This window comes from Rhizobium sp. CAU 1783 (assembly GCF_054551725.1).
Map to the genome: position 1 here is coordinate 690528 of NZ_JBTOLM010000001.1, position 22519 is coordinate 713046.

The 22519-nt window shown below is 63.9% G+C and carries 21 protein-coding genes; 13 read left to right on the forward strand and 8 right to left on the reverse strand.

Annotation, left to right across the window (positions count from 1 at the left end):
* Positions 1-10 precede the first annotated feature (10 nt).
* A complete protein-coding gene (locus ACX93L_RS03100) occupies positions 11-856 on the reverse strand; it encodes an alpha/beta hydrolase (RefSeq protein ID WP_459403476.1) in 846 nt (281 codons plus the stop codon).
* Positions 853-2196, reverse strand: coding sequence for a flavin-containing monooxygenase (locus ACX93L_RS03105; protein ID WP_459403477.1), 1344 nt, complete (start codon positions 2194-2196; stop codon positions 853-855). Before ACX93L_RS03105 ends, ACX93L_RS03100 begins: the two co-directional genes overlap by 4 nt.
* A gap of 155 nt (positions 2197-2351) precedes the next feature.
* On the opposite strand from ACX93L_RS03105, the gene ACX93L_RS03110 reads away from it, so the two are divergent.
* From ACX93L_RS03110 to ACX93L_RS03125, 4 genes are all read left to right on the forward strand, one after another.
* Positions 2352-2948, forward strand: coding sequence for a TetR/AcrR family transcriptional regulator (locus ACX93L_RS03110; protein WP_459403478.1), 597 nt, complete (start codon positions 2352-2354; stop codon positions 2946-2948).
* Between the two features lie 170 nt (positions 2949-3118).
* A complete protein-coding gene (locus ACX93L_RS03115; protein WP_459403479.1) occupies positions 3119-4027 on the forward strand; it encodes a cation diffusion facilitator family transporter in 909 nt (302 codons plus the stop codon).
* A gap of 4 nt (positions 4028-4031) precedes the next feature.
* Complete coding sequence (gene queF, locus ACX93L_RS03120; protein WP_459403480.1) at positions 4032-4496, forward strand: preQ(1) synthase; 465 nt, start codon at positions 4032-4034, stop codon at positions 4494-4496.
* Between the two features lie 311 nt (positions 4497-4807).
* Positions 4808-7036, forward strand: a complete 2229-nt coding sequence (locus tag ACX93L_RS03125; RefSeq protein WP_459403481.1) for a putative bifunctional diguanylate cyclase/phosphodiesterase — start codon at positions 4808-4810, stop codon at positions 7034-7036.
* 82 nt (positions 7037-7118) lie between these two features.
* On the opposite strand, the gene ACX93L_RS03130 is transcribed toward ACX93L_RS03125, so the two are convergent.
* Both ACX93L_RS03130 and ACX93L_RS03135 read right to left on the reverse strand, forming a co-directional pair.
* Positions 7119-7691, reverse strand: coding sequence for a HupE/UreJ family protein (locus ACX93L_RS03130; RefSeq protein ID WP_459403482.1), 573 nt, complete (start codon positions 7689-7691; stop codon positions 7119-7121).
* 276 nt (positions 7692-7967) lie between these two features.
* The gene (locus ACX93L_RS03135; RefSeq protein ID WP_459403483.1) at positions 7968-8465 is read right to left on the reverse strand and encodes a hypothetical protein; all 498 of its coding nucleotides are present in this window, start codon (positions 8463-8465) and stop codon (positions 7968-7970) included.
* A 312-nt stretch (positions 8466-8777) separates the two neighbouring features.
* Here ACX93L_RS03135 and ACX93L_RS03140 point away from each other — a divergent pair, with 312 nt between their 5' ends.
* Positions 8778-10241 (forward strand): protein adenylyltransferase SelO, encoded by a 1464-nt coding sequence (locus tag ACX93L_RS03140; protein WP_459403484.1) that lies wholly within the window; start codon positions 8778-8780, stop codon positions 10239-10241.
* 6 nt (positions 10242-10247) lie between these two features.
* On the opposite strand, the gene ACX93L_RS03145 is transcribed toward ACX93L_RS03140, so the two are convergent.
* A complete protein-coding gene (locus ACX93L_RS03145; protein ID WP_459403485.1) occupies positions 10248-11177 on the reverse strand; it encodes an ATP-grasp fold amidoligase family protein in 930 nt (309 codons plus the stop codon).
* Positions 11178-11261: 84 nt separating this feature from the next.
* Here ACX93L_RS03145 and ACX93L_RS03150 point away from each other — a divergent pair, with 84 nt between their 5' ends.
* Complete coding sequence (locus ACX93L_RS03150) at positions 11262-12776, forward strand: lipopolysaccharide biosynthesis protein (protein WP_459403486.1); 1515 nt, start codon at positions 11262-11264, stop codon at positions 12774-12776.
* A 6-nt stretch (positions 12777-12782) separates the two neighbouring features.
* Here ACX93L_RS03150 and ACX93L_RS03155 read toward each other — a convergent pair whose 3' ends face one another.
* On the reverse strand, positions 12783-13880 hold the full coding sequence (locus ACX93L_RS03155; protein WP_459403487.1) for a GumK N-terminal domain-containing glycosyltransferase: 1098 nt from the start codon (positions 13878-13880) through the stop codon (positions 12783-12785).
* 351 nt (positions 13881-14231) lie between these two features.
* Positions 14232-15335, reverse strand: coding sequence for a saccharopine dehydrogenase family protein (locus ACX93L_RS03160; protein ID WP_459403488.1), 1104 nt, complete (start codon positions 15333-15335; stop codon positions 14232-14234).
* A 125-nt stretch (positions 15336-15460) separates the two neighbouring features.
* On the opposite strand from ACX93L_RS03160, the gene ACX93L_RS03165 reads away from it, so the two are divergent.
* Positions 15461-15892: an Lrp/AsnC family transcriptional regulator gene (locus ACX93L_RS03165; RefSeq protein ID WP_169586840.1), complete on the forward strand. Its 432-nt coding sequence runs from the start codon at positions 15461-15463 to the stop codon at positions 15890-15892.
* Between the two features lie 126 nt (positions 15893-16018).
* Positions 16019-16600: an ATP-dependent Clp protease proteolytic subunit gene (locus tag ACX93L_RS03170; RefSeq protein ID WP_459403489.1), complete on the forward strand. Its 582-nt coding sequence runs from the start codon at positions 16019-16021 to the stop codon at positions 16598-16600.
* Positions 16601-16665: 65 nt separating this feature from the next.
* Here the strand turns inward: ACX93L_RS03170 and ACX93L_RS03175 are convergent, their stop codons facing one another.
* Entirely contained in the window at positions 16666-17457 is a 792-nt protein-coding gene (locus tag ACX93L_RS03175; protein WP_459403490.1) for an SDR family oxidoreductase, read from the reverse strand.
* A gap of 259 nt (positions 17458-17716) precedes the next feature.
* Here ACX93L_RS03175 and ACX93L_RS03180 point away from each other — a divergent pair, with 259 nt between their 5' ends.
* From ACX93L_RS03180 to leuA, 5 genes are all read left to right on the forward strand, one after another.
* Complete coding sequence (locus ACX93L_RS03180; protein ID WP_459403491.1) at positions 17717-18664, forward strand: DMT family transporter; 948 nt, start codon at positions 17717-17719, stop codon at positions 18662-18664.
* 94 nt (positions 18665-18758) lie between these two features.
* Positions 18759-19937 (forward strand): benzoate/H(+) symporter BenE family transporter, encoded by a 1179-nt coding sequence (locus ACX93L_RS03185; RefSeq protein WP_459403492.1) that lies wholly within the window; start codon positions 18759-18761, stop codon positions 19935-19937.
* Positions 19938-19974: 37 nt separating this feature from the next.
* Positions 19975-20244: a BrnT family toxin gene (locus tag ACX93L_RS03190; RefSeq protein WP_459403493.1), complete on the forward strand. Its 270-nt coding sequence runs from the start codon at positions 19975-19977 to the stop codon at positions 20242-20244.
* Entirely contained in the window at positions 20225-20473 is a 249-nt protein-coding gene (gene brnA, locus ACX93L_RS03195; protein WP_459403494.1) for a type II toxin-antitoxin system BrnA family antitoxin, read from the forward strand. The genes ACX93L_RS03190 and brnA overlap by 20 nt, the downstream gene beginning before the upstream one ends.
* 325 nt (positions 20474-20798) lie before the next feature.
* Positions 20799-22517 carry a 2-isopropylmalate synthase gene (gene leuA, locus ACX93L_RS03200; protein WP_459403495.1) on the forward strand — a complete coding sequence of 573 codons (1719 nt, stop codon included), beginning with the start codon at positions 20799-20801 and terminating at the stop codon, positions 22515-22517.
* Positions 22518-22519 lie beyond the last annotated feature (2 nt).

Here is a 22519-nt window from a genome sequence, read left to right on the forward strand (position 1 = left end):
CCAGTTTGTGTCATCGGTGGGCGGCGGGAGATCCGGCGCGAGCCGCCGGCACCTCCCGTTCCAGCCAGTGGAGCAGGGCGTCCGCCGCATCCTGCCAGCAGTGTTCGACGGTCAGCATGTGCGAGGCGCCCGCGACCATTCGCGGCTCGACGCCGAGCCGGCGGGCGGTGGCGCAAACGGTCTTCTCCGGGAAGAGCCTGTCACGTTCGGCGCCGAGCACGAAGCGGGGAAGTCCGGCGGGCAGGCGCGGCGGATGGCGGAACAGCATGCCCAGGAAGGCGAGATAGGATTCCGATCCGAGGTGATGAAGGAAGGGATCCATATCCTTCTCCGCCGGAGAGCGGGAATAAAGAAGACTGCGAGCCAGGCTGGCGTCGGCAACAATCGGCTTCAGGTCGAAGGCGAGGGTGCAGGCCAGAAGCTTTGCCGGGTCTTGACGGACCACGCGCCACAGCGCCGACCAGGCGCCCCAGGGCGGGACGGAGGCGAGGAGCGCAAGGCCGGCGACCGGATGGCGAGCCGCAAGATGCTGGGCGACGAGGCCGCCCATGGAGTGGCCGACGACGACCGGATCTTCGAGCGTCGCGGCAACGGCGGCGGCGTCCGCCACATAGCCGTCGATCGTCGCCCAGCGGATCTCTCCGTCGCTCCTGCCGTGGCCCCTGAGGTCGAGCGCCACCACATCGAAGCCCGAGGCGGCGAAGAACGGCATGAAGTGAGGTTCCCAGTACCAGGTGGACGACCAGGCGCCGTGAATGAAGAGCAGGGTGCCGCGCCGTTTTCCCTTGGCATCCATGCGACGGATGGCGAGGGAACCGGCGGGACCGCGAAGCGTCTCGCTCAGGATGGCGTTCATTCTGCCGCTTCGACCCGAGTGGCCGCGAGGCCGAGGCGGGCCGGAACCGGCGTCGAGCGGGCGAGATCCGCCTTCAGCCGCTTGCGGAACGCCATGTCGTTGACGGTCACGGTGTGGCGGGGGGAATTGACCTGATCGACATCCGGGTGGGCAAGCTCATGATTGATCAGCTGCGACAGCGGTGCACTGGGCTGCCAGAGGCCGGCCAGGTGGCGCGCCGCGAGCTTGGCCTGGAGCTCGGCACCGGGCCAGATGCAGCCGAGCGGCTGGAACAGGCCGATGAAGTAGATGTTCTTCAGCTTCTCCGGCAGCATCTTCTGGTAAAGCCTTACCGGGGCCTTCGACAGATCGATGACGGCCTTGTCGAGGAAGGGATGGGTGATCTGATAGCCGGTGCAGGCGACGATCACGTCAAACTCTTCCGAGGTGCCGTCGACGAAATGGACGCGCTTGCCGTCGAGGCGCTGGATGTCGCGCTTCGGCTGGACCTTGCCGTGGCGGATGGCGAGATAGAGATCCGAATTCAGCGTCGGATGGGTCGCCATGATGCGGTGATCCGGGTCCGGCAAACCGATGTCGCGGTTTTTTCCCTGGAGCAGATTGAGCAGGAATTCCAGGCCCACCAGCTGCAGGCGCTTGGGCAGCCAGGTGAAGCGGTAGAACAGCTTGTCGACCGGCTGGCCGAGCATGAACTTCGGAATGAGGTAGTAGCCGCGGCGCCAGCTGATCGCCGTCTTTGCCGAGACGCGCGACGTTTCGACCGCCACGTCACAGGCCGAATTGCCGCCGCCAATGACGAGCACGCGCTGGTCGGCGAAGGGGGCGGCGCGCTTGTATTCGTGGGAATGCATCATCTTGCCGGTAAAGGTGCCCGGATAGTCGGGCATGCGCGGCGTGTGGTGGTGGCCGTTGCAGACGCAGAGCGCGTCGAACACCTCGGTCGTTGTCCCGTCATCCCCGGTCCTGCGCCAGGTGACAGACCAGCGGTCGCCAGGGGCGGGCTCGCATTTGACCACTTCCGTTTCGAAGCGGATCCGGTCGGTGACGCCGAAATTCCGTGCGTAGTCCTGGAAGTAGCGCGCCAGCACACGATGCGACGGATAGTCGGCCGCATCGGCGGGAAGCGGGAAGTCCTCATAGGACGAGGTGTATTTCGAACTGATGATGTGGGTCGTTTCGAACACGCTCGAATGGCCGGTCGGATCGTCGAAGCGCCAGTTGCCGCCGACGCCCTGGCAGCGGTCGAAGCCGACGACATCGAAACCGAGATCGGTGAAATTCTTGATGGCCGCGATACCGGCCGGTCCGGCGCCGATCACGGCGACACGCTTTGCAGTCATGGGGTTCCTCCTCCCAAAGTGCCCATGGGATTGACGTTCGACAAAAATGACGCCTGTGTCAAATTGAAAAATGACGCTGGCGTCATTTTTATTCGGCGGCTAGCATGAATTAGCTTTCGCTTCACGAAGCCGAAGCAGTGTGGGAGAACGTCCGCGTGAGCGAATCGAAGCGGGACCAGAACAAGAAGGCCAACCGCGACGCCCTTCTGGCGTCGGCGCGGACCGTGCTGTCGCAGCTCGGCTACGGGGCCGCGACGGTCAGAGACATCGTGCGCGGCAGCGGACTGGCGCCGGGCTCGTTCTACAACTACTTCCACGACAAGGAGGCGGTTTTCGAGGCACTGGTCGCGGAGATCATGGAACCGCTGGCCGAACGCCTGCGCACCAGTCGGCGCGAGGCGACGTCCGTCGAAGCCTTTATCGGGGCACCCTTCGAACTGGCGGCCAAGGTCGCGCTCGAGGATCCGGACAACGCGCTGCTGATTGCCCGCAACCAGACCATCTTCCGGCGGATCTTCTATCTCGCCGATCGCAAGACCGACATCCAGAAGGATCTCGAAAGGGACCTGCTCGACTGGACGGCGCGCGGCCGGCTGAAGCCCCATGATGCGGCGCTGATGGCGGAGACGATGATCGCGCTCGGCGTCGATCTGGTCGTGCATGTCTCGCTGACGCCCGAGATTGCAGAGCAGCGCGTCGCCTTTCTCGTCGCACTCTTTCGCGCGTCGATCGAGGTCGAAACGCCGCGCTGACCCGACCGGTGGACAGAGTGGTTCCGGGCGTTCGCTTGCTTTGACAAAGGGGGCATTGTCGTCCATATACCGGCCAAAGGAAACCGCCGGGCGCTTGTGAGAGCGCCGGCGGTTTCGCGTTTTCGGGCTCGAATTTCTGCAATTCGTTCGCATCTGCAAGGAATGTCTAAATGTCGGAACATGGCAACGGCATCGTCGCGCGGCTGGCCTTCTGGGGCATCCCGCTGTCGTTCGGGGTTATGGGGCTCAAGCTCGTCGCCTGGTGGGTCACGGGATCGGTCGCCCTTCTGTCGGACGGTCTGGAATCGACGGTCAACGTGATCGCGGCCTTCGTCGCCTATTTCGTCATCCGTTATGCGCAGAAGCCGGCCGACCAGGACCATCCCTACGGGCACCACAAGGCCGAATACCTGTCCGCCGTTCTCGAGGGCGTGCTGATCGTCGTCGCCGCGCTGTTGATCGTCAACGAGGCCTATCATGGTCTCTTCGCCCCGAAGATGCCGGATGCGCCGGTGCTGGGCCTTGCCATCAATGCGGCGGCGGGCGCGATCAACGCCGCGTGGGCGATCACGCTGATCCGGGTCGGCAAGACCCACCGTTCGCCGGCGCTTTCGGCCGACGGCCAGCACATCATGTCGGACGTCGTGACCTCGGGCGGCGTGCTGGTCGGCCTCGTTCTGGCGCTCATTACGGGCTATGCGATCCTCGATCCAGTGCTCGCCATCCTGGTCGCGCTCAACATCATCTTCCAGGGCTGGAAGGTGATTTCGCATTCGGTCGACGGTCTGATGGACAAGGCGGTCGAACCGGCGGAGGACGCAGCGATCAAGGCGGCGATCGCCGCCAACCTCGCCGGCTCGATCAACGTGCATTACCTGCGCACCCGCCGGGCCGGTGCGGTGACCTTCGTCGCGTTCGACCTTGTGGTGCCGACGGACATGCCGGTGGGCAAGGCGCATGAAATCTGCGATCGGCTCGAGGCCGCGGTGAAGGCGGCGCTACCGGGCGCGCGCGTGACCATTCACGTCGAGCCGGAAAGCGAAAAGGCCCATGGTGTGGCCGTCACGGTGAAGGGATAGAACGATGAGCAAGACCGACGTATCGGGACTTTCGCAGCTGGGGCAAACCGTCGAGGCGCCGACCAGCCCGGAGACCGCCGTGCTCGAGCGCGTGCCGAACGGCAATGCCGGGACGGACTATGTGGTGCGCTTCACCGCGCCGGAATTCACCTCGCTCTGCCCGATGACCGGCCAGCCGGACTTCGCCCATATCGTCATCGACTACATCCCCGGCGATTGGCTGGTGGAATCGAAGTCGTTGAAGCTCTTCCTGTTCGCGTTCCGCAATCACGGCGCCTTCCACGAGGACTGCTCGATCTATATCGCCAAGCGCATCATCGAGCTCCTCGAGCCGAAGTGGCTCCGGATCGGTGCCTACTGGTATCCGCGCGGCGGTATTCCCATCGACGTCTTCTGGCAGACCGGCGAGCCGCCGGCGGGCGTCTGGCTTCCGGAACAGGGCGTGGCGACCTATCGCGGCCGGGGCTGAACGGCTGCATCCCGCGACACCGAGGCGGATACCGAAAGGCGAGTCGCATCAGCGGTTTGGTATGCAATACTCAGCAAATGATTCCGCTTTTTGCTGGCCGGCGATCCTTGAAAGACTCCGGGCTGAGGCATGAAAGGTTCGTGTCGGGAAACGCTTTCCAAACAATGCCTTGGCCGCGTCTTCGCAAGGCGCGGAACAAGCGACGGATGTAGATGAATATCCTTCATTAGTGAAACTTAAACCTTAAGGGGAAGCGCAGCGTTAATGCCTCTGTGACATTGCTTGAGCACTTGAACAGAGGCTTACGAAACATGGCGCTACATGCCTTTCGCCGATCGACCGACTTTCTCATCCTGAAGGTGGTCGCGGCCGCATTTCTCGGCATGGTGGTGCTGGCGGCGGGAACCTATGGTTTCCTCGTCTGGTCGACCTGGAACATCGACGCGGTCGCGTCCGCCCGCCAGAAGGACATGGCGCGCCACGTCATCGGCCGCTTCCGCTACCAGATCGCCCATGATCAGGAGAGCGTGACCGTCTGGGACGATGCGATCAGCAATGTGCGCGACCTCCCCGGGGCTGAGGCGGAGGAATGGACGAACGCCAATCTCGGCGAATGGATGTCCACCTATTTCCGCCACGACGCGGCCTATGTCCTGTCGCCGGGCGATGACCCAGTCTATGCCTATTCGCGCCACCATCAGGCACCGGTAACGGAGTATGCGCAGATCCGTCTGACGATCACGCCGATGCTGGGTGCCCTGCGCGACGGGCTGCGGCGCAGCGACGTTGCGGCCGAGGAGGGCTTGCAGACCTTCGGCGTTGCCGATTTCCGTATCCTCAACGGGCGACCGGCGGTCATCAGCCTGAAGCCGATCGTCAGCGACAGCGGGGAGATCGAGCAGGTCGCGGGACAGGAATACGTGCATATAGCGGTCCGCTATCTGGATGGCCAGTTCCTGAGGGAACTGGAGAGCAAGTATGATTTCGACAGCGTGCACTTCGCGTCGGTCTTCCGCGATGAAGGTCGAAGCGTCGGGTTGCCGCTGCTGGCGAGCGGCGGCGGGGTGATCGGATATCTCGTCTGGGAGCCTTACCGTCCAGGACTGGACTTCCTCGTTTCGATCACGCCGGCGCTGCTTCTGATCCTGGCGATTGCGATCGGCGCGGTTTCCATCTTCATCGTCATGCTCTCCCGCCGCATCAAGGCCAATCGCGACCAGGAAGCGAAGATCCGCCATCTCGCGACACATGATCCGCTGACGGGTCTGCTCAACCGCGCGGCGTTCGAGGCGATCCTCGATCGCCGGCTCGCGGACGCCGGCGGACCGGCTAGCCAGATCGCGGTGCTCTATCTCGACCTCGATCGCTTCAAGCCGATCAATGACACGCTTGGCCACCAGGCAGGAGACCGGGTGATCTGCGGCGTCGGCGAGCGGGTCAAGGCGCTTTTGCCGCCCCATTCGGCGCTCTGCCGCATCGGCGGCGACGAGTTCAACGTGCTGATCCCCTATGACGACCTTGCCGACGTGGAACGCCTTGCCACGGCCATCGTCGAGGCGATCCAGGCACCGTTCGACATCGACGGCCAGACCGCCTTCGTGGGGATCTCTGTCGGTGTCGCCATCGCGCCGCAGCACGGCCGGGAGCGCACCGAACTCACCCGCAAGGCCGACGTCGCTCTCTACAGCGCCAAGGCGAGCGGCCGAGGCTGCTACTCGATCTTCGGACCGCACATGGACGCGCTGGTGCGCGAGCGGGCGGAAATCGAACGCGACCTGCGCAAGGCGCTTTCCGACCTCAGCCAGTTCAAGGTCTTCTACCAGCCGAAATACCTCGCGGAGAGCGGGGAGATGGGCAGTGTCGAGGCGCTGGCACGCTGGCAGCATCCGACGCGGGGGATGATTTCACCCGTCTATTTCGTGCCGATTGCGGAGGAGGCGGGCCTGATCCGCGAACTCGGCCGATACGTTCTGGAGCAGGCCTGCCGCGATGCAGCCCGCTGGCCGTTCGAGACGGTTGCCGTCAACGTTTCTCCAGTGCAATTACGCGACCCGGGTTTTGCCGTTGACGTCATGAGCATCCTTTCACGCACCGGGCTCCTGCCGAACCGGCTCGAGCTGGAGGTGACCGAGACCGCCTGGATGGAGGAGTGCGAGGATTGCTCGGCCAACCTCCGCGCACTCAGGGCCGCCGGGATCGGCATCGCGCTCGATGACTTCGGCACCGGGTTCTCGACGTTCGGCCGCCTGCACGAGACCGAGGTGGACCATATCAAGATCGACAAGTCCTTCGTCGAGGGGTTGGGGGCCGATCGCGGTGACGAGGCGATCATTCAGGCGATCGTCGAGCTGGCGCGCGCCAAGGGGTTGAGGACCACGGCCGAAGGCGTGGAGACCGAAGCGCAGATGGAGTTCCTCAAGCGCATCGGCTGCGACGAGCTGCAGGGCTTCCTCTACTCCGAGCCGCTGTCGGGCGAGGAGGTCGATCGTCTCCTGGCCGGCCGGCCTGACCGACGGCTGCCGCGTCTCTCCATCGTTTAAACTGCTCTTCCATCCGGCAAAAAGAAATCGGCGGGCCGTGAGACCCGCCGGTCGTCGTTGGATGATGTTGTCTTCTGGCGGCTCAGCCGAAAGCGATCGCGGCGCCACCGAAGACGGTCGCCACGCCGAGAAGGCGGGTAACCTGCGGGCCGAGGCGGGAGAGCGCGACGCCGAGGCCGACGCCGGCTGCGTGCAGCAGCGCGGTCGACAGCACGAAGCCGAGGCCGAACTGAAGCGCGCCGGCCGAGCCGAGCTCGCCGCCGTGGGCGTGGCCGTGGAAGAGGGCGAAGAGGCCGACGACGGCGGCAGAGGCTGCGACCGGCAGGCGGACGGCGGCGGCGACCAGAAGGCCAAGGCCGATGACCGAGGCGAGAATGGCCGGCTCGACGAAGGGCAGACCGACGCCGACTACCGCGAGCGCGAAGCCGAGCGCCATGGTGGCGACGAAGGCGGCCGGAACGGCAAGAAGGGCGCGGCCGCCGATCTGCGAGGCCCAGAGGCCTACGGCGACCATGGCCAGGATGTGGTCTGCCCCGAACAGCGGATGGGAGACGCCTGCCATCAGCGAGCCGTGTTCCTCGGGATTGAGGTGGGCGAAGGCCGGGGCGGTGGCTGCGGCGAAGATGGCAGCCGTCATGGAAAGTCTCTTGAGCATGTTTGTCCCTCTCTTTGGTCGACACGGCGCCTGGAAATCAGTCACGCCGGCCCTCTCTATATCGGATGGAAAGAACTATCGTAAGGCGAATGTCACTGTCCACGGCAAAACTCGTATGGCCCGGACTATGGCCTTTTGCCGGGTGCGCTGACTAACGCGTCCGCGTCACGGCGAGGGACACATGCGACACGGCCGGCCCTCGTACCTTGGGACAGATCGTGGCAATTCTTCCCTCCGCACCGGCATGCGGAAGGAAGAAATCAGGCATGGGCAGGACTATTTCTGCGGATGGGCGTTCAGAACCTCGGCGCAGCGCGAGAAGCTCAGGCCTTCTCCGTCCGTGTCGTTCGTCGCGCGGATGGCGACGATGGTCTGGCGCGGATCGGCGGTGATCTGCAGCTCGCAGAACAGGTCCTCATAGCGCGGCGGCGAGATCATCTGCGGCTGTTGCTGGTAGCCGCCGTAGGTCGTCGTCTTGGTGACGGTGACGCCGGGCTGGGTTTCCTTCGTCTCGGTGCGGGTCGTGGTCTGTGCCGGGGTCGGGCTTGTATAGGTCGGAGCGATGTAGCGGGTCGTGTCGCCGCCGCGCCAGCTGTAGATGACATTGCCGCTGGCCATCTGGAACTGCGAGACCGGCGGGCCATACTGGCTGAAGAAGAGTTCGACCGGCTGTCCGACCCAGCGTGACTGGATGACCGTGTTGGCTTCCTCGGTGGTCGTGCAACCGGCGAGCACGACGGCGACGGCCGCCAGGGCGGCAAGGCGAATTTTCATCTCGGTTCTACCCCTCAAGAACAGCGTGACGCTGCGATGTTTCGTTCAACCCCGTAGGCCTTGAGCCCCCACCGGACCGAAGGCAGCCGACTGGCGCCCGGCTCGTGTGCTCCACGGTTTTCGCGCGGCACGTTAGAAGCGTGCTCGCGCGCTCCGCAAGGCGAAGCCGGCGATACACCCATATTTGGCCGGCATCGTCCCCGGCGATCCTGTCCTTCGTCAATTTTCCTTGCTCGGCGCGGCGCATGCCCCATATTTGGTCATGAGATATCCGCTTATCGCCAAGCGGCCGACAACCGGGAGCGACGAGCCATGTTTGCCTTCGACAACAGCTATCAGAAACTGCCCGAGCGGTTTTACCGACCGGTCACGCCAACCGGAGCGAAGGCGCCGAGGCTCATCCGCTTCAACACCGGGCTCGCCGAGGCCTTGAACCTCGATTTCAGCGGCACGGACGAGGACGGGCTTGCGGCAATCTTCTCCGGAAACAGCCTGCCGGAGGGGGCAGCGGCCATCGCGATGGCCTATGCCGGGCACCAGTTCGGAAACTTCGTGCCGCAGCTCGGCGACGGGCGGGCGATGCTCATCGGCGAGGTGGTCGACAGGAACGGCGAACGCCGGGACATCCAGCTCAAGGGGGCAGGCGCCACGCCGTTCTCGCGCAATGGTGACGGCCGGGCCGCGCTCGGTCCGGTGCTGCGCGAATATATCGTCTCGGAAGCGATGGCGGCGCTCGGAATTCCTACCACGCGGGCGCTTGCGGCCGTGCTGACCGGCGAGCAGGTCTATCGCGAGACGGCGCTTCCCGGTGCCGTGCTGACCCGGGTGGCGGCGAGCCATATCCGCATCGGCACCTTCCAGTTTTTCGCCGCACGCGGTGACGCCGACGGCATCCGGGCGCTGGCCGACCACGTCATCGAGCGGCACTATCCCGAGCTCAAGGGCGCCGAACAGCCCTATCTCGCGCTGCTTCGCGCAGTCGCCGCGCGCCAGGCCGATCTCGTCGCGCGTTGGCTTGCGGTCGGCTTCATCCATGGGGTGATGAACACCGACAACATGGCGGTGTCGGGCGAAACGATCGATTTCGGCCCGTGCGCCTTTCTCGACGAATATGACCCGCGCAAGGTCTTCTCCTCGATCGACCAGCGGGGGCGATATGCCTATGCCAACCAGCCCGGCATCGCCCAATGGAATCTCGCCCGTTTCGCCGAGACGCTGCTGCCGCTCGTGTCGGCGCGGGAGGAGGAGAGCGTCGAGGCCGCCAATGCTGCGCTTGTGGTATTCGGCGAGCTGTTCCAGGAGCGGTGGCTTGCGCTTTTCCGTGCAAAGCTCGGTCTTGCGGACGCCCGCGAAGGCGATCTCGATCTGGTGAACAGCCTGCTGCAGTCGATGCATGACGGCGAGGCCGATTTCACGCTGACGTTCAGGGCACTCGGCAAGCTTGCGGGCGGCGCGGACGAGGCGATCTTCCTCCGCCACTTCAAGGAACAGTGGGGCGTTTCCGATTGGCTGGCGCGCTGGCGCGGGCGGTTCGGTTCAGACGGGCGCACGGCGGAAGAACGTCAGGCGGCGATGGAGGCGGTGAACCCGGCGCTCATCCCGCGCAACCATCGCATCGAGGAAGCGATCCAGGCGGCCACCTATGGCGACTTTTCCTTCTTCGACCGGCTCAACGCGGCACTCGAGAAACCCTATGCCGAGATTGCCGAATTTGCCGACTACCAGGTGCCGCCCAAGCCGGACGAGCGGGTGGAGCGGACCTTCTGCGGGACGTGAGCGGCGTCAGGCGCCGAAGAGGCGCTGTTTCCACCGGTCGCCGACGATCCGGTCATATTCGGGCGGATCGAAGCGCTCGAAGCCGCCGCCGGGATAGAGTGTGATCTCGCCGACATAGATCTGGTCTCCGCCTGCATAGAGATCGATGCGGGCGAAATCCAGATTGCTACCGAGCGCCTCGGCAAGCGCCACCATCCGTTCGAGGCTGGCCGGGCGCGGCACGTTGCCGGGATAGAGCGGATAATAGTCCGGGTCGTAGAAGGGCAGCTTCTGCCAGTCGGCGGAATAGGTGGCGGAGTAGCCTTTTTCACCCTCGCGGATATCGATCATGATGTGGGAGACGACGCCATTGAAGGTGAAGAGGCGATAGTCCCACGGTACCGCGCCGTCGATCAGCAGCATCTTCTCGATGACGATCCGCGGCGGGACCTGGCTGTAGGCCCATTCGCGATTGTAGTGGGCGTGATCGACCGCGAGCCAGGCCGGACCTGGGTCGTCGGCCAGCAACCGGTCGGCATCGGCGCGGGAATAGAGAAAGCGGCCGAGGCCACTTGCATGGGTCGGCTTCACCACGACGGGATAGGCAATGGCGTCCCAGTCGACGGACTTCAGATCCGTGCCGACCCAGACGGCGGGCAGGACATGGTCGTCGCCGACACGCTCGGCGATATGGCGTTTTGCCTCGAACTTGTCGACCAGCGTCGCATAGAGCGGGTTGCGGTCGAAAAGCTTGCGGGCCTGGACCTTCTCGCTGAAGGTCTTCGGGTCGGAAAGGTTCGGCCATTCGCCCTTGATGACCCTATACTTGAGCGTCAGGTAGGGTCGGTCGGGAAGCGGCGACAGGATACGCCACAGCAGATTGCGCAGCCGGGTGACCAGCGGGCTTTTCAGGCTGCCGGGGATGATGAAGCTTTCTCGCTGCGCGCTTTCCGTCACGTTTGCGTCAGTCCTTTCCGTTTGCGCCGAAGATGCCGCAATGCGTTTAAGGTGAAGTTACCTTTTGCCCTCTAAATTTCCCGCATGCCCAGCACCGTGCGCCACTCCCTTCTCAATGCCGCCTCGACCGTCGTTTCGATGGCGGCCGGGCTCGTGGTGACCGTGCTGGTGGCGCGCATCCTCGGTCCGTCGGGCTCCGGTCTGGTCGCCTTTGCGCTCTGGGCCGCGATGTCGCTCTCGGCCTTGACCGATCGCGGCGTGCCGCAGACTGTTCTGCGCTATGTTTCGGCGCTTTCTCTCGAGGAGGAGAAGCGGCTGCTGATCGGGGCCGCCTACCGCCATTTCCTCACACTGCCGCTCGTCGCCTTCGTGGTGGTGGTGGGTATCGCGCTCTGGCTTCCGCACGCTGCTTTGCTTGGCTCGCCGCTCGATGCCGGCCTTGGCTTTGCCGGGGCCGTGCTCTTCCTGTTCTATGCGTTCTCGGCCTTTTCAATCGCGGCCGCGCGGGGGAGGGGCGATTTCGTCACGCCCGCCGTCAATTCGGCGATTGGCAGTCTCCTTCAGCTGCCGTTGGTGGTGATCGGCGCCATGTCTTTCGGTGTGACCGGGGCGGTCGTCGCCGTTGCGATCCGCTACCTGCCGCAGGTTTTACAACTGCCGCGGCTGGTCGATCGACGGGCCGCACGGTCCACGGCTGCCCTGACGCCGGAGATGCGGGCTTATGGCCGCGACATGTGGATCAGCGACCTCGTCAACATCGTCGCCCTGACCCGCATCGAATATCTGGTCCTGGGTATCTTCCTCACCAGCGCGGACATGGGGCTCTTCGCGGTGGCGATCGTCTTTGCCGGGCTGGTCGAGCAACTGGCCATGCAGCTTTCCTCGCCGCTGGTCGTGGCCTTTTCGCGGGCATCGGAGGATGAACCGCAAAACGAGTCTTCCGGAGACAAGGCAAATGCGCCGTGGCAGCCGCTGATCGTGTTCTCGGTTCTGGTTCTGCCGGTCGCATTCGGCGGGGCGGCGCTGATGCCGGAGCTCCTGCCGCTGGTCTTCGGGGAGGCGTTCTACGAGGCGCGCCTGCCGGGGATGGTTCTGCTCGCCGCCTCTGCCAGTACGGGTCTGGCGGTCGTGCCTTGGGCCTACCTTGCGGCGATCGGCGAGGGCCGATTACTGATGCGTATCACGCTGGGGCTGGGGGTCTTCACGCTGGTCACATTGTGTGCGGCGGTCGCCTTTGGCGGGGTCGAGGGGGCAGCGTGGTCGCGCCTCTTCACCGAGACCGTCAGTCTTTTCGTTCTTCTCGTGGCGGCGTGGCGGCATCACCAGTTTTCCGCGATGGTTGCGGCACTCGGCCGCGTGGTTATCGCGGCACTCTTTAGCGGCATCTCGGCCTATGCCGTGATCGCGACCATTGGCTCGCCTGTCGGGATCGCACCGGCCGTCGTTGTCGGTGCCCTGTGCTACGGAGCGGCGCTGCGTCTTCTGAAAGCCCTGCCTGCCGATGCCATCCTGCCTGGCGCGCAAGCGCTTTCGCAGCGGCTGCCAGGGCTTCCGGGGCGGCTACTGCTTTCGACGGTTCGGCTGATCACCCACTGCTGACGATGGTCAGGGGAAAACGCTATCGAGGGTCCGTTCGGCGACGGTCCGCCAGCTGGGAATTTCCTCGCTGCCGCCGAACGGGTGGCGGGCCGTAAGGGCGCGTTCGATGACTGCCCTCCAATTATCCTCGCCGGATGCACGATAATAGACCTCGTTGCCGCGGCTGGTGGCAATCGTGTCTGGCTGGATGATCGGCAGGCCGCAATAGCTGTATTGCAGGAGCTTGAGGCTTGATTCCGCGAGATAGGCATTGCCCTCGGAGTAGCAGTAGGGGGCGATGCCGAAATCGGCGTGACGGATATAGGGGGCCAGCACCTCAAAACCCTGTTCGCCGTGCAGGCGGACGTTGCCGGGTACGGGACCATTCCAGCGCACGCCGAAAAGATGGAACGTCACCTCGGGGGCTGCCTGGGCGAGCGCGAGGATCACGCTCTGGTCGAATAGCATGTCGCCGGCGACGACGGCATTGCGGCTTCCGGCGGGATAAGGCGAGACGTCAGCCGCGTCGAAGGCGGTTCCGTCGACGCCCTGGGGCACATAGACCACCTTGCCGCCGGGCGGCAGCAGCGTTCCCAGCCGGCGCGACGGCACGCAGATCGCATCGAAGGTGCCGACATGACGCCGCTCGATGTCGCGGAGCACGTCCGAGGCGCCGACGCTCGACAAAAGGTCGCGGCAAAAATAGAGCATGCGGGCCGACGGATTGACGCGGCGGACCAGTTCGACGAAGGCGAGCGGCGTGCCGCTCTCGATCACCACGAGGTCGGCCTCCCTGATCTTCTCCAGGACAAAGCCGGGCAAGTGGCGGCCGTAACGCCGCATCAACTGGTGGCCGAGCTCCCTGAGCAGCGCGTTGGAACTGCTGAACCCGTGGATCAGGGGAAGGTAGCAGCCGGCGTGGAGGTTCTCCCGGTAACGGGTGAAGCGGTTGTTCTGCTGTTTGCGAAGCGCGTGGAAACGGTGCGACCGCTTGAAAGCACTGAGCCAACTATATCCGACGGTCGCGAAGTGGATCCGGTGGCCCATGGTCGCCCAGTTCTCGGCAACGAAGTGTACGCTGGCCTTGCGGGCAGTCGGCAGATAGGCATGTGACGACAGGATCACGATGCGCTTGCTGTCTGTGGAGCCCCCCGGCAAATCCTGCGACCTCTCTGTTCGTTCCGGCGAAACAGTCTCTACTGCAGGTCTATCACTGTTTCTTTAACGCCGTGGGGCCGAAACATGCCGCCGGACTTTCTTGCCTGGAATAGGGCTCTTTTTCAGGGATGGGCGGCGTTCCGACGCGCCGCGGCCCGATCGGACGAGCACCGGATCTTGTTCAGCATCGGGTGTCAAGTTCATGAATATGCGGCAATTTAAGGGGTATGCCGCTCGCTCTGCGTGGCGTTGCCCGGTGTCCCGCGCCTCATCAGCGCGCGGAACACATTTTCGTGAGTCGCCTGTGGAAGCCTTTGGTCAGCCGACCTTGGCGAGGCGCGCTACTTCCGGATCGTAGACGCGGCCGAAGCGGTTGGCGAGGAAATCGGACAGGCGCACTTCCTCCTGGCGGACGAAGCCCCTGGCCGGCAGCTTGCCGTCGGCGAGCAGGTCGAGAACAGTGCAGATGCCGGCTGCCGTGGTGATCTGGATGGCGCTCATCAGGCGGCCGCCGACCACTCCGGCATAGACCTTGTTGGCATAGGTCTCCTGCAGGAAGCGACCGTCCTTGGTGCCGCAGACCGTTACGAAGACGACAACGACGTCCTGCATGGTGGCGGGAAGGGCGTTTTCGAACAGGTCCTTCAGGACATCGCGGCGGTTCTTGAGGTTGAGGTCGTTGAGGAGGGCCTTCACGATCGCCTGGTGGCCCGGATAACGAATGGTGCGGTAGTTCATGGTACGCACCTTGCCTTCGAGCGTCTTGGCGAGTGTGCCGAGACCGCCGGAGGTGTTGAAGGCCTCGTAGGTGACGCCGTCGAGCGAGAATTCCTCGCGCTCTTCCATGGCCGGGACATTGATCAGCTTGCCCTCGACGATGGCCTCGCAGGGCTCGATATACTCGTTGATGAGGCCGTCGGTGCTCCAGGTCAGATTGTAGTTCAGCGCGTTCGACGGATATTGCGGCAGCGCGCCGACGCGCATCCGCACGCTGTCGAGCGTGTCGAAGCGGGTGGCGAGGTCGTTGGCGACGATCGAGATGAAGCCGGGAGCGAGGCCGCACTGGGGGATGAAGGCGGCGTGGGCGTTCTTCGCCAGGGCTTCGACCTTGCGGGTGGTGGCGACGTCTTCGGTGAGGTCCAGATAATGGGTGCCGGTGCGGGCAGCCGATTCGGCGATGGCGCCCGTCAGGTGAAAGGGTGCGGCCGAGAGGACGGCGAACTTGCCGGCGAGGACCGCATCGAGGGCATTGGCATTGCCGATGTCGACCGCGGCCGTCGATATGGCCGGATGGTGCTCGACGGCGGCGAGCTGGCTCTCCGAGCGATCGGCCACCGTGATCCTGTAGGAGCCGCTGTCTGCAAGCATGAGCGCGATGGCGCTGCCGATCTTGCCGGCGCCGATGATGACGATGTCCTTCATGGAAATATCCCCTCTTGAAATTTGTCAGATTTGTACAGGATGCCGACGGGAATGGACGATTCCTAGTGGCGTTATGTTCAAAATGATTTATGATATTGGGCAAATTGCCGAACGGATTGACCACAATGCAATTGAGCGACAAGGACCGCGAGCTGATTTCCCTGCTGGGCGAGAACGCCCGCATGCCCGTCGCCACGCTGGCGCGGCGGCTGTCGCTGTCCCGCACGACCGTACAGGCCCGGCTCGAGCGGCTGGAGCGGGAAGGGGTGATCGCCGGTTACGGCGTCCGCCTTTCGGACAGTTATCTGCGCGACCTGATCCGCGCCCATGTGCTGATCACCATCGCTCCGAAATCGCTTTCGGCGGTGACGGGCGAACTTGCGGCGATCCGCGAGGTGACGGCGCTGCATTCGGTCAACGGCCCTTACGACCTGATCGCCATCATTGCCGCTCCCTCGATCGCCGAGCTCGACCGTCTCATCGACCGCATCGGCGAACTGGCGGGCGTGGAGCGGACCTTGTCCTCGATCATCCTGTCGACGCGGATCTCGCGGTAGCCGCGCTGAGCTCCGCCGCGCTAACCCCCTGTTCACCGGTTCGGAGCCTTCCCCTTTCCCCCGCATTGTTTTAGGACATGAGTCGCACTATGTGCGGGAGACCGAATCGAAGTGGAGACCATCCGGATGAACGAAGACGAAGACGACAAGAGCAAGGAACTGCCGCTCGGCAAGGAAACGGAAGCGAACCTTTTCAAGTCGCGTTCGATCTTCATCTATGGTGGGATCACCCAGGAACTGGCGCAGAAGGTCTGCACCCAGCTCGTGGCGCTTGCCGCGGCATCCGACGAAGACATCCGCGTCTACGTCAACTCGCCGGGTGGCCACGTGGAATCGGGCGATTCCATCCACGACATGATCAAGTTCATCAAGCCGAAGGTCTGGATCATCGGAACCGGCTGGGTCGCCTCCGCCGGCGCGCTGATCTATGTGTCGGTGCCGAAGGAACGCCGTCTCTGCCTGCCGAACACCCGCTTCCTGCTGCACCAACCGTCGGGCGGCACCCGCGGCATGGCATCCGACATCGAGATCCAGGCCCGCGAAATCATCAAGATGAACCAGCGCCTGATCAAGATCTTCTCGAAGGCCACCGGCCAGTCGGAAGACAAGATCGCCAAGGACATCGACCGCGACTACTGGCTGTCGGCCGAAGAGGCCAAGGACTACGGCCTGGTCTCCAAGATCGTGACGAGCCAGTCGGATATCTGAGACTCTTTATTCTCTCTGAGAGTACTTCGAAAACCCGCCGCCCTTGCGGCGGGTTTTTTCGTGGCTCAGTAGGAGCGGGTGAAGCCTCCGTCATGCATGATGTTGAGGCCCGTCATGTGGTCGGAAAAGGCGGAAAGCAGCCCCTCCACCGCGACGGCAACCTCGGAGGGTTCGCCGTACTTGCCGAGCGGCACGTTGGCGGTCTCCTCGGCGAGACGCTGCTCGTAGGAGATGCCGGCTGCTGCGGCACGTTTCTCGATCCCCTCGCGGTACCAGGGGGAGAGCGTTCCGCCGAGCGACAGCGTGTTGACATGGATGCCGCGGGCGCCAAGCGCGAAGGCGAGGGTCTTTGCTTCGCCGACCCAGGCGCAGCGCAGGACGTTCGACGTCGCGTAGTGGCCGAGCACCTGCGCCGACGAAATGCCGGAAATGATGACGATCTTGGCACGCCGGCCGGCCGCGGGGTCCGGCCTCATGCGAGGAACCGCGGTCTTCAGGAGTTCGAGCGGGCCGATGAAGCAATCCTGGAAAAGCGTCCGCCAGGCGGCACTCTCAGGCAAGGCATCGTTGGTGCTGTGGGCCTGGGGCGGCATCAGCACGAGGCCGTCCAGGACGATGCCCTGCTCGTCCAGCGCTCCGCCGAACCGGGCGATCGAGCTCTCGTCCGTCATGTCGACCGCGAGCGGGATGTGCCGGGGGTGATGGTTTGCGAGTTCCCGGGCGAGGGCGTCCAGCCGCTCCTGGTTCCGTGCGGCGAGGATCAGTCGCTGCCCGCTCGCCGCCAGCCGCCTGCAGACCGCCCGGCCGATGCCCCCTGTCGCGCCGGTGATCAAGATCGTCTTCACGTCACCTGTCATTGGCCGTCCCTCGCTTTCGGGTCCGAATGCGCGACTATACGCCTTGCGGCGGCCGCTGCGAAGGCGTGTCGTGGCTGCCTGCGGGATACGTCTGTCGGCTTTGCTCGTTCGTTGGCCGTCGTGCTCTGGCGCCTGAAACCCATTTCGCCGGCCTCCCGCGCCGTGATCTTGTCACGGTGGCAATTCTGATCTTGCTGTTGTTGTATGTGTGTATAATTTCTCCCTCATTGATCTATCTCTTTTGAAGGCGCTCACACTTATGGCGGCATCCAAGACCGGAACCGGCATTGGCCTTGCCATCGTCTGCCTCGGTATTCTCGGCATCATGCCGGTCCTGTCGAACAGCCGGCCGGCGGATTTCTCTGCACTCGGTTTCGCCTTCTGGCTCTCTGTCTGGGAGACCGTCTTTGCCATTCCCCTCGTCGCGCATGAAAGCCGAAGCGGGACATCGCGGCTGCTTTCGGGTGAGGCCGGTACGGCATCCCGACGCCGGGCACTGGTCGTGGTGGTGGTCACCGGGGCGATGTTCGGGCTCTCGACCTTCCTCTACGTCTTCGGCATCGAGCGGGCGGGTGCCGTCAGCGCGGCGATTGCCATGCAGGCCTATCCGGTCTTTGCCATCCTGTGGGAAAGCCTCTTCCTCAAGCGGCGAAAGTCCATGGTCGAGCTGTTGCTCACGGCTGCCCTGATGGTCGCACTCTATTATCTGGGGACAGGCGGCACCTGGCGGATCGACGGCTTCTCTCCGTGGTTCCTGCTTGCACTCGGCGTACCGTTCCTGTGGAGTGTCGCCCACGTGATCATCCGGGAAGAACTGGGTCGCACGCCCGTGACGCCGGCCGAGGTGACGCTGTTGCGTGTCGCCGTCTCGGCCGTCTTTCTCGGCGGCGTACTCGCAATCGTCGACCCGCAGCAATTTGCCACCGGTCTCGTGCGCGGCGACTTTCTGCTCTTCGGTATGGCGATGGGGCTCGTCTATTACCTCGAGCTGATCGTCTGGTTCTACGCCATCCGCCATATCGACGTGTCGCTCGCCAGCTCGATCACGACGCCCTGGCCGGCGTTGACCATGGTCCTGTCGGCGCTCCTTCTCGGCGACAGGGTCGAACCCTATCAAATCGCCGCCTTCATTCTGATTGCCGGATGTATCTATGGGCTGATGATTGCCGGATTGCGGAAATCGAGCGTGGGGAGGCTGCCGGCCTAGTCTGGCGTACCCGACCGGGCCCGGACGGCCTTGCCAAACATGAACTGCCTGTTGAAGGTTGCTGCTTCACAATCATCCATTGCCGAGTCCCGCGATGTTCAAAGATCTTTCCGCTCAAAACCTTTTCATGGGCGTGCTCACCGCCTTCGTCGGCTTCGCCAGTTCCTTCGCCGTCGTGCTGCAAGGCTTGAAGGGCGTCGGGGCGACCGATTATGAGGCAGCCTCGGGCCTTATGGCGCTCTCGGTGTCGATGGGGCTGTGCGCCATCGTGCTGAGCGCCTGGACGAAATTGCCGGTGTCGATCGCCTGGTCGACGCCGGGCGCGGCATTGCTGGCAACCGCCGGCACGGTCGAAGGCGGCTTTGCCGCGGCCGTCGGCGCCTTTCTCGTCTGTGGGGTGCTGATCGTCATTGCCGGACTGTTCCGGCCGCTCGGCCGGGCGGTCGCGGCGATCCCGGCGCCGCTTGCCAATGCCATGCTGTCGGGTGTGATCCTCGGCCTGTGTTTCGCCCCGTTCAAGGCGATCGCCTTCGATCCGAAGCTCGGCCTGCCGATCCTTGTCGCCTGGGCGGCGGTGCTGGCGTTCAAGCGGCTCTATGCGGTCCCGGCGGCGCTTGCCGCCTTCGTGATCGTGATGGTGTTCGGCGTCAAACTGCCGGACGGGGCAATGGCAAGCTGGGCGGCATCACTCGCGCCGCCGATGGAACTTGTCGCGCCGACCTTCACGCTGCCGGCGCTTGTCTCGATCGCGCTGCCGCTCTTCATCGTCACCATGGCGTCGCAGAACATTCCGGGCATCGCGGTCCTGAAGGTCAACCATTACGATCCCAATCCCGGCCCGCTCTTTGCGGTGACGGGCGTCTTTTCGCTGCTCTCGGCGCCGTTCGGCGGGCATGCTGTCAACCTTGCGGCGATCACAGCGGCGATGTGCGCGGGCGAGGACGCCCATCCCGACCGCAACAAGCGCTATTGGGCCGCGATCATCGCCGGCGTCGGTTATGTGATCCTCGGCCTTGCCGCAGGCGCCGTCACCGCCTTCGTGTCGCTGGCGCCGCCGATCCTCATCCAGGCCGTGGCGGGGCTTGCGTTGATCGGCGCCTTTTCCGGATCCGCGGTCGCGGCCTTCAAGGACGTCGAGACGCGAGAGGCCGCCGCCGTCACCTTCCTGATCACGGCCTCCGGCGTCTCTTTCGCCGGGATTTCCGGCGCCTTCTGGGGGCTGGTTGCCGGCGGATTGATGCTTGGATTGTTGCGGCTCTCGCGCAAGGGTTGATCCCTCGATTTTGCGCGTCGCCGTGCTTTGATCGAGCATGGAGTTCGAATTCGATCCCGCCAAGAGCGAGGCGAACAGGGCGAAACACGGAATCGATTGCGTGGCGTCGCACGAGTTGAGGTGTGACCTTTTCGGCATCGATGTGGACGCCGGTCATGTTCTGGAGCCGCGGCGAGTCTTGATCGGCCGCATCAAGGGTGTCTTCTGGACAGGGATCTACGTGCGACGAGGAAAACGGATCCGCATTATCTCGGTCCGCCGTGCGAGGGTTCAGGAAAGGCGTCGTTATGAAGAAAATCAGCGCTGAGGAGTTCGATCGCAAGTTCGATGATGGTGAAGACATCAGCGAGTATGTGGATTGGAGCAAGGCGACACGTCCCAATCTCGAACCTGTCGCGATGACGGTCATCGTCAGGCGCGGGACCATGCTTGGATTGGAACGGCGGGCGAAGGAGTTGGGGCTGTCGTCGGACGAGCTCTTGGAAATCTGGTTGGGAGAAAAGCTGGACGACCCTTCAATCGCTGCCGCCGAATAACGTACTTGCGCGATCGATCGTCGCGCGTTATCTGTTTGCCATCATGACACGTTTCGGCTCGACCATTGCTGCGACCCTGAAGACCGCCCGCCCGGCGGCCGGTTTTGTCGCGTCGGTGCCAAACTCGCTTCTTCTTAGCCTTATCCGCGGTTGCCGGGTCCTTTGAGGAGCGCCCGGCGGCCGGATAGCCGCATGGCTCAGCTCCTCGAAGCAAATCCCGTAGACTGATACTATTTGGCCGACCAAAGGCCAGCATTTGCCGTCGCCAAGGCGCCATCGATGCGCTAAGAGCCGGGCAGGTGCGGAAGAGGAAGAGATGAACGACATGAGCATGAAATCCGGAACCGGCATTGTGGGCATGCCCGAGGCGGCGATGAAGTATCGCCCCTATCCGCAAATCGACATCAAGGACCGTACCTGGCCGTCGAAGACCATCACCAAGGCGCCGATCTGGTGTTCGGTCGACCTGCGCGACGGCAACCAGTCGCTGGTCAACCCGATGGGCCACGACCGCAAGGCCCGCATGTTCCAGCTGCTGCTCGACATGGGCTTCAAGGAAATCGAGATCGGCTTCCCGTCCGCTTCGCAGACCGATTTCGACTTCGCGCGCTGGTGCGTGGAGGAGGGTGGTGTGCCCGCCGACGTGTCGCTGCAGGTTCTGGTCCAGTGCCGGCCCGAGCTGATCACCCGCACCTTCGAGGCGCTGGAAGGCGCGCATCGCCCGATCATCCATTTCTACAATTCCACCAGTGAGTTGCAGCGCCGCGTCGTGTTCGGCAAGGATGTCTCGGGCATCAAGCAGATCGCCGTCGATGCGGCCAAGATGATCACCGACATGGCGGCCAAGGCCGGCGGCGGTTTCCGCTTCGAGTATTCGCCGGAAAGCTTCACCGGCACGGAGCTGGACGTGGCGCTGGAGATTTCCAACGCGGTCATCGACATCATCAAGCCGACGCCGGACAACAAGCTGATCCTCAACCTGCCGTCGACCGTCGAGATGTCGACGCCGAACATCTATGCCGACCAGATCGAATGGATGTGTCGCAACATCAACAACCGAGAGAACGTCATCGTCTCGCTGCATCCGCACAACGACCGCGGCACCGGCATCGCCGCAACGGAACTGGGCCTGATGGCCGGCGCCGACCGTGTCGAAGGCACGCTGTTCGGCAACGGCGAGCGCACCGGCAATGTCGACATCGTCACGCTGGCCCTCAACATGTTCACGCAAGGTGTTGATCCGGAACTGGATTGCTCCGACATCGAGCGGATCAAGGCGGTCTACGAATATTCGAACGAGATGACCATTCCGGAGCGCCACCCTTACGTCGGCGAATTGGTGTACACGGCGTTTTCCGGCTCGCACCAGGACGCGATCAACAAGGGTATGAAGGCGATCCGCAAGGCGAACTCTCCGGTCTGGGAAGTGCCGTACCTGCCGATCGATCCGCAGGACGTCGGCCGGACCTACGAGGCGATCATCCGCATCAACTCGCAGTCGGGCAAGGGCGGCATCGCCTACATCCTGCAGGAGGATTACGGCATCAACCTGCCGCGCAACCTGCAGGTCGAGTTCCGCGAGGACATCCAGCGGATCACCGACGAGGAAGGCGTTGAACTGCCGTCGAAGCGCATCTACGACCGCTTCATCGAGCGCTACGTGACCCAGCCCGGCGCGCGGCTGAAGTTCGTCGATCACCACACCTATCCGGCCGGCTCTGACCAGAAGGGCGTGCGGATCGTGGCGGCCGAGATCACCGACGGTGGCGAGCTCAAGCGCATCGAGGGCAAGGGCACCGGCCCGATCGACGGCTTCATCAACGCGTTGTCGACCTATCTCGGCATCGAACTGTCGGTCGCCGACTACTCCGAGCATTCGCTGCAGCACGGTTCGAACGCATCGGCGATCGCCTATGTCGAGGTCGAGCACAAGGGCGGCAAGCTGTTCGGCGCCGGGATCAACAGCAACATCGTCTCGGCTTCGCTGGAGGCGATTGTCTCCGCCGCGAACCGGGTGCTCGAAGACCGCGCGAAGAAGGCCTGAAC

Excerpts from the sequence above, each read along its gene's own strand:
- ACX93L_RS03190 (WP_459403493.1), top strand. The coding sequence starts at position 19,975 with ATGGAGTTCGAATTCGATCCCGCCAAGAGCGAGGCGAACAGGGCGAAA.
- ACX93L_RS03115 (WP_459403479.1), top strand. The coding sequence starts at position 3,119 with ATGTCGGAACATGGCAACGGCATCGTCGCGCGGCTGGCCTTCTGGGGC.
- ACX93L_RS03125 (WP_459403481.1), top strand. The coding sequence starts at position 4,808 with ATGGCGCTACATGCCTTTCGCCGATCGACCGACTTTCTCATCCTGAAG.
- ACX93L_RS03175 (WP_459403490.1), bottom strand. The coding sequence starts at position 17,457 with ATGACAGGTGACGTGAAGACGATCTTGATCACCGGCGCGACAGGGGGC.
- ACX93L_RS03100 (WP_459403476.1), bottom strand. The coding sequence starts at position 856 with ATGAACGCCATCCTGAGCGAGACGCTTCGCGGTCCCGCCGGTTCCCTC.
- leuA (WP_459403495.1), top strand. The coding sequence starts at position 20,799 with ATGAGCATGAAATCCGGAACCGGCATTGTGGGCATGCCCGAGGCGGCG.
- queF (WP_459403480.1), top strand. The coding sequence starts at position 4,032 with ATGAGCAAGACCGACGTATCGGGACTTTCGCAGCTGGGGCAAACCGTC.
- ACX93L_RS03150 (WP_459403486.1), top strand. The coding sequence starts at position 11,262 with ATGCCCAGCACCGTGCGCCACTCCCTTCTCAATGCCGCCTCGACCGTC.
- brnA (WP_459403494.1), top strand. The coding sequence starts at position 20,225 with ATGAAGAAAATCAGCGCTGAGGAGTTCGATCGCAAGTTCGATGATGGT.
- ACX93L_RS03160 (WP_459403488.1), bottom strand. The coding sequence starts at position 15,335 with ATGAAGGACATCGTCATCATCGGCGCCGGCAAGATCGGCAGCGCCATC.
- ACX93L_RS03130 (WP_459403482.1), bottom strand. The coding sequence starts at position 7,691 with ATGCTCAAGAGACTTTCCATGACGGCTGCCATCTTCGCCGCAGCCACC.
- ACX93L_RS03165 (WP_169586840.1), top strand. The coding sequence starts at position 15,461 with ATGCAATTGAGCGACAAGGACCGCGAGCTGATTTCCCTGCTGGGCGAG.
- ACX93L_RS03140 (WP_459403484.1), top strand. The coding sequence starts at position 8,778 with ATGTTTGCCTTCGACAACAGCTATCAGAAACTGCCCGAGCGGTTTTAC.
- ACX93L_RS03185 (WP_459403492.1), top strand. The coding sequence starts at position 18,759 with ATGTTCAAAGATCTTTCCGCTCAAAACCTTTTCATGGGCGTGCTCACC.
- ACX93L_RS03135 (WP_459403483.1), bottom strand. The coding sequence starts at position 8,465 with ATGAAAATTCGCCTTGCCGCCCTGGCGGCCGTCGCCGTCGTGCTCGCC.
- ACX93L_RS03180 (WP_459403491.1), top strand. The coding sequence starts at position 17,717 with ATGGCGGCATCCAAGACCGGAACCGGCATTGGCCTTGCCATCGTCTGC.
- ACX93L_RS03170 (WP_459403489.1), top strand. The coding sequence starts at position 16,019 with ATGAACGAAGACGAAGACGACAAGAGCAAGGAACTGCCGCTCGGCAAG.
- ACX93L_RS03105 (WP_459403477.1), bottom strand. The coding sequence starts at position 2,196 with ATGACTGCAAAGCGTGTCGCCGTGATCGGCGCCGGACCGGCCGGTATC.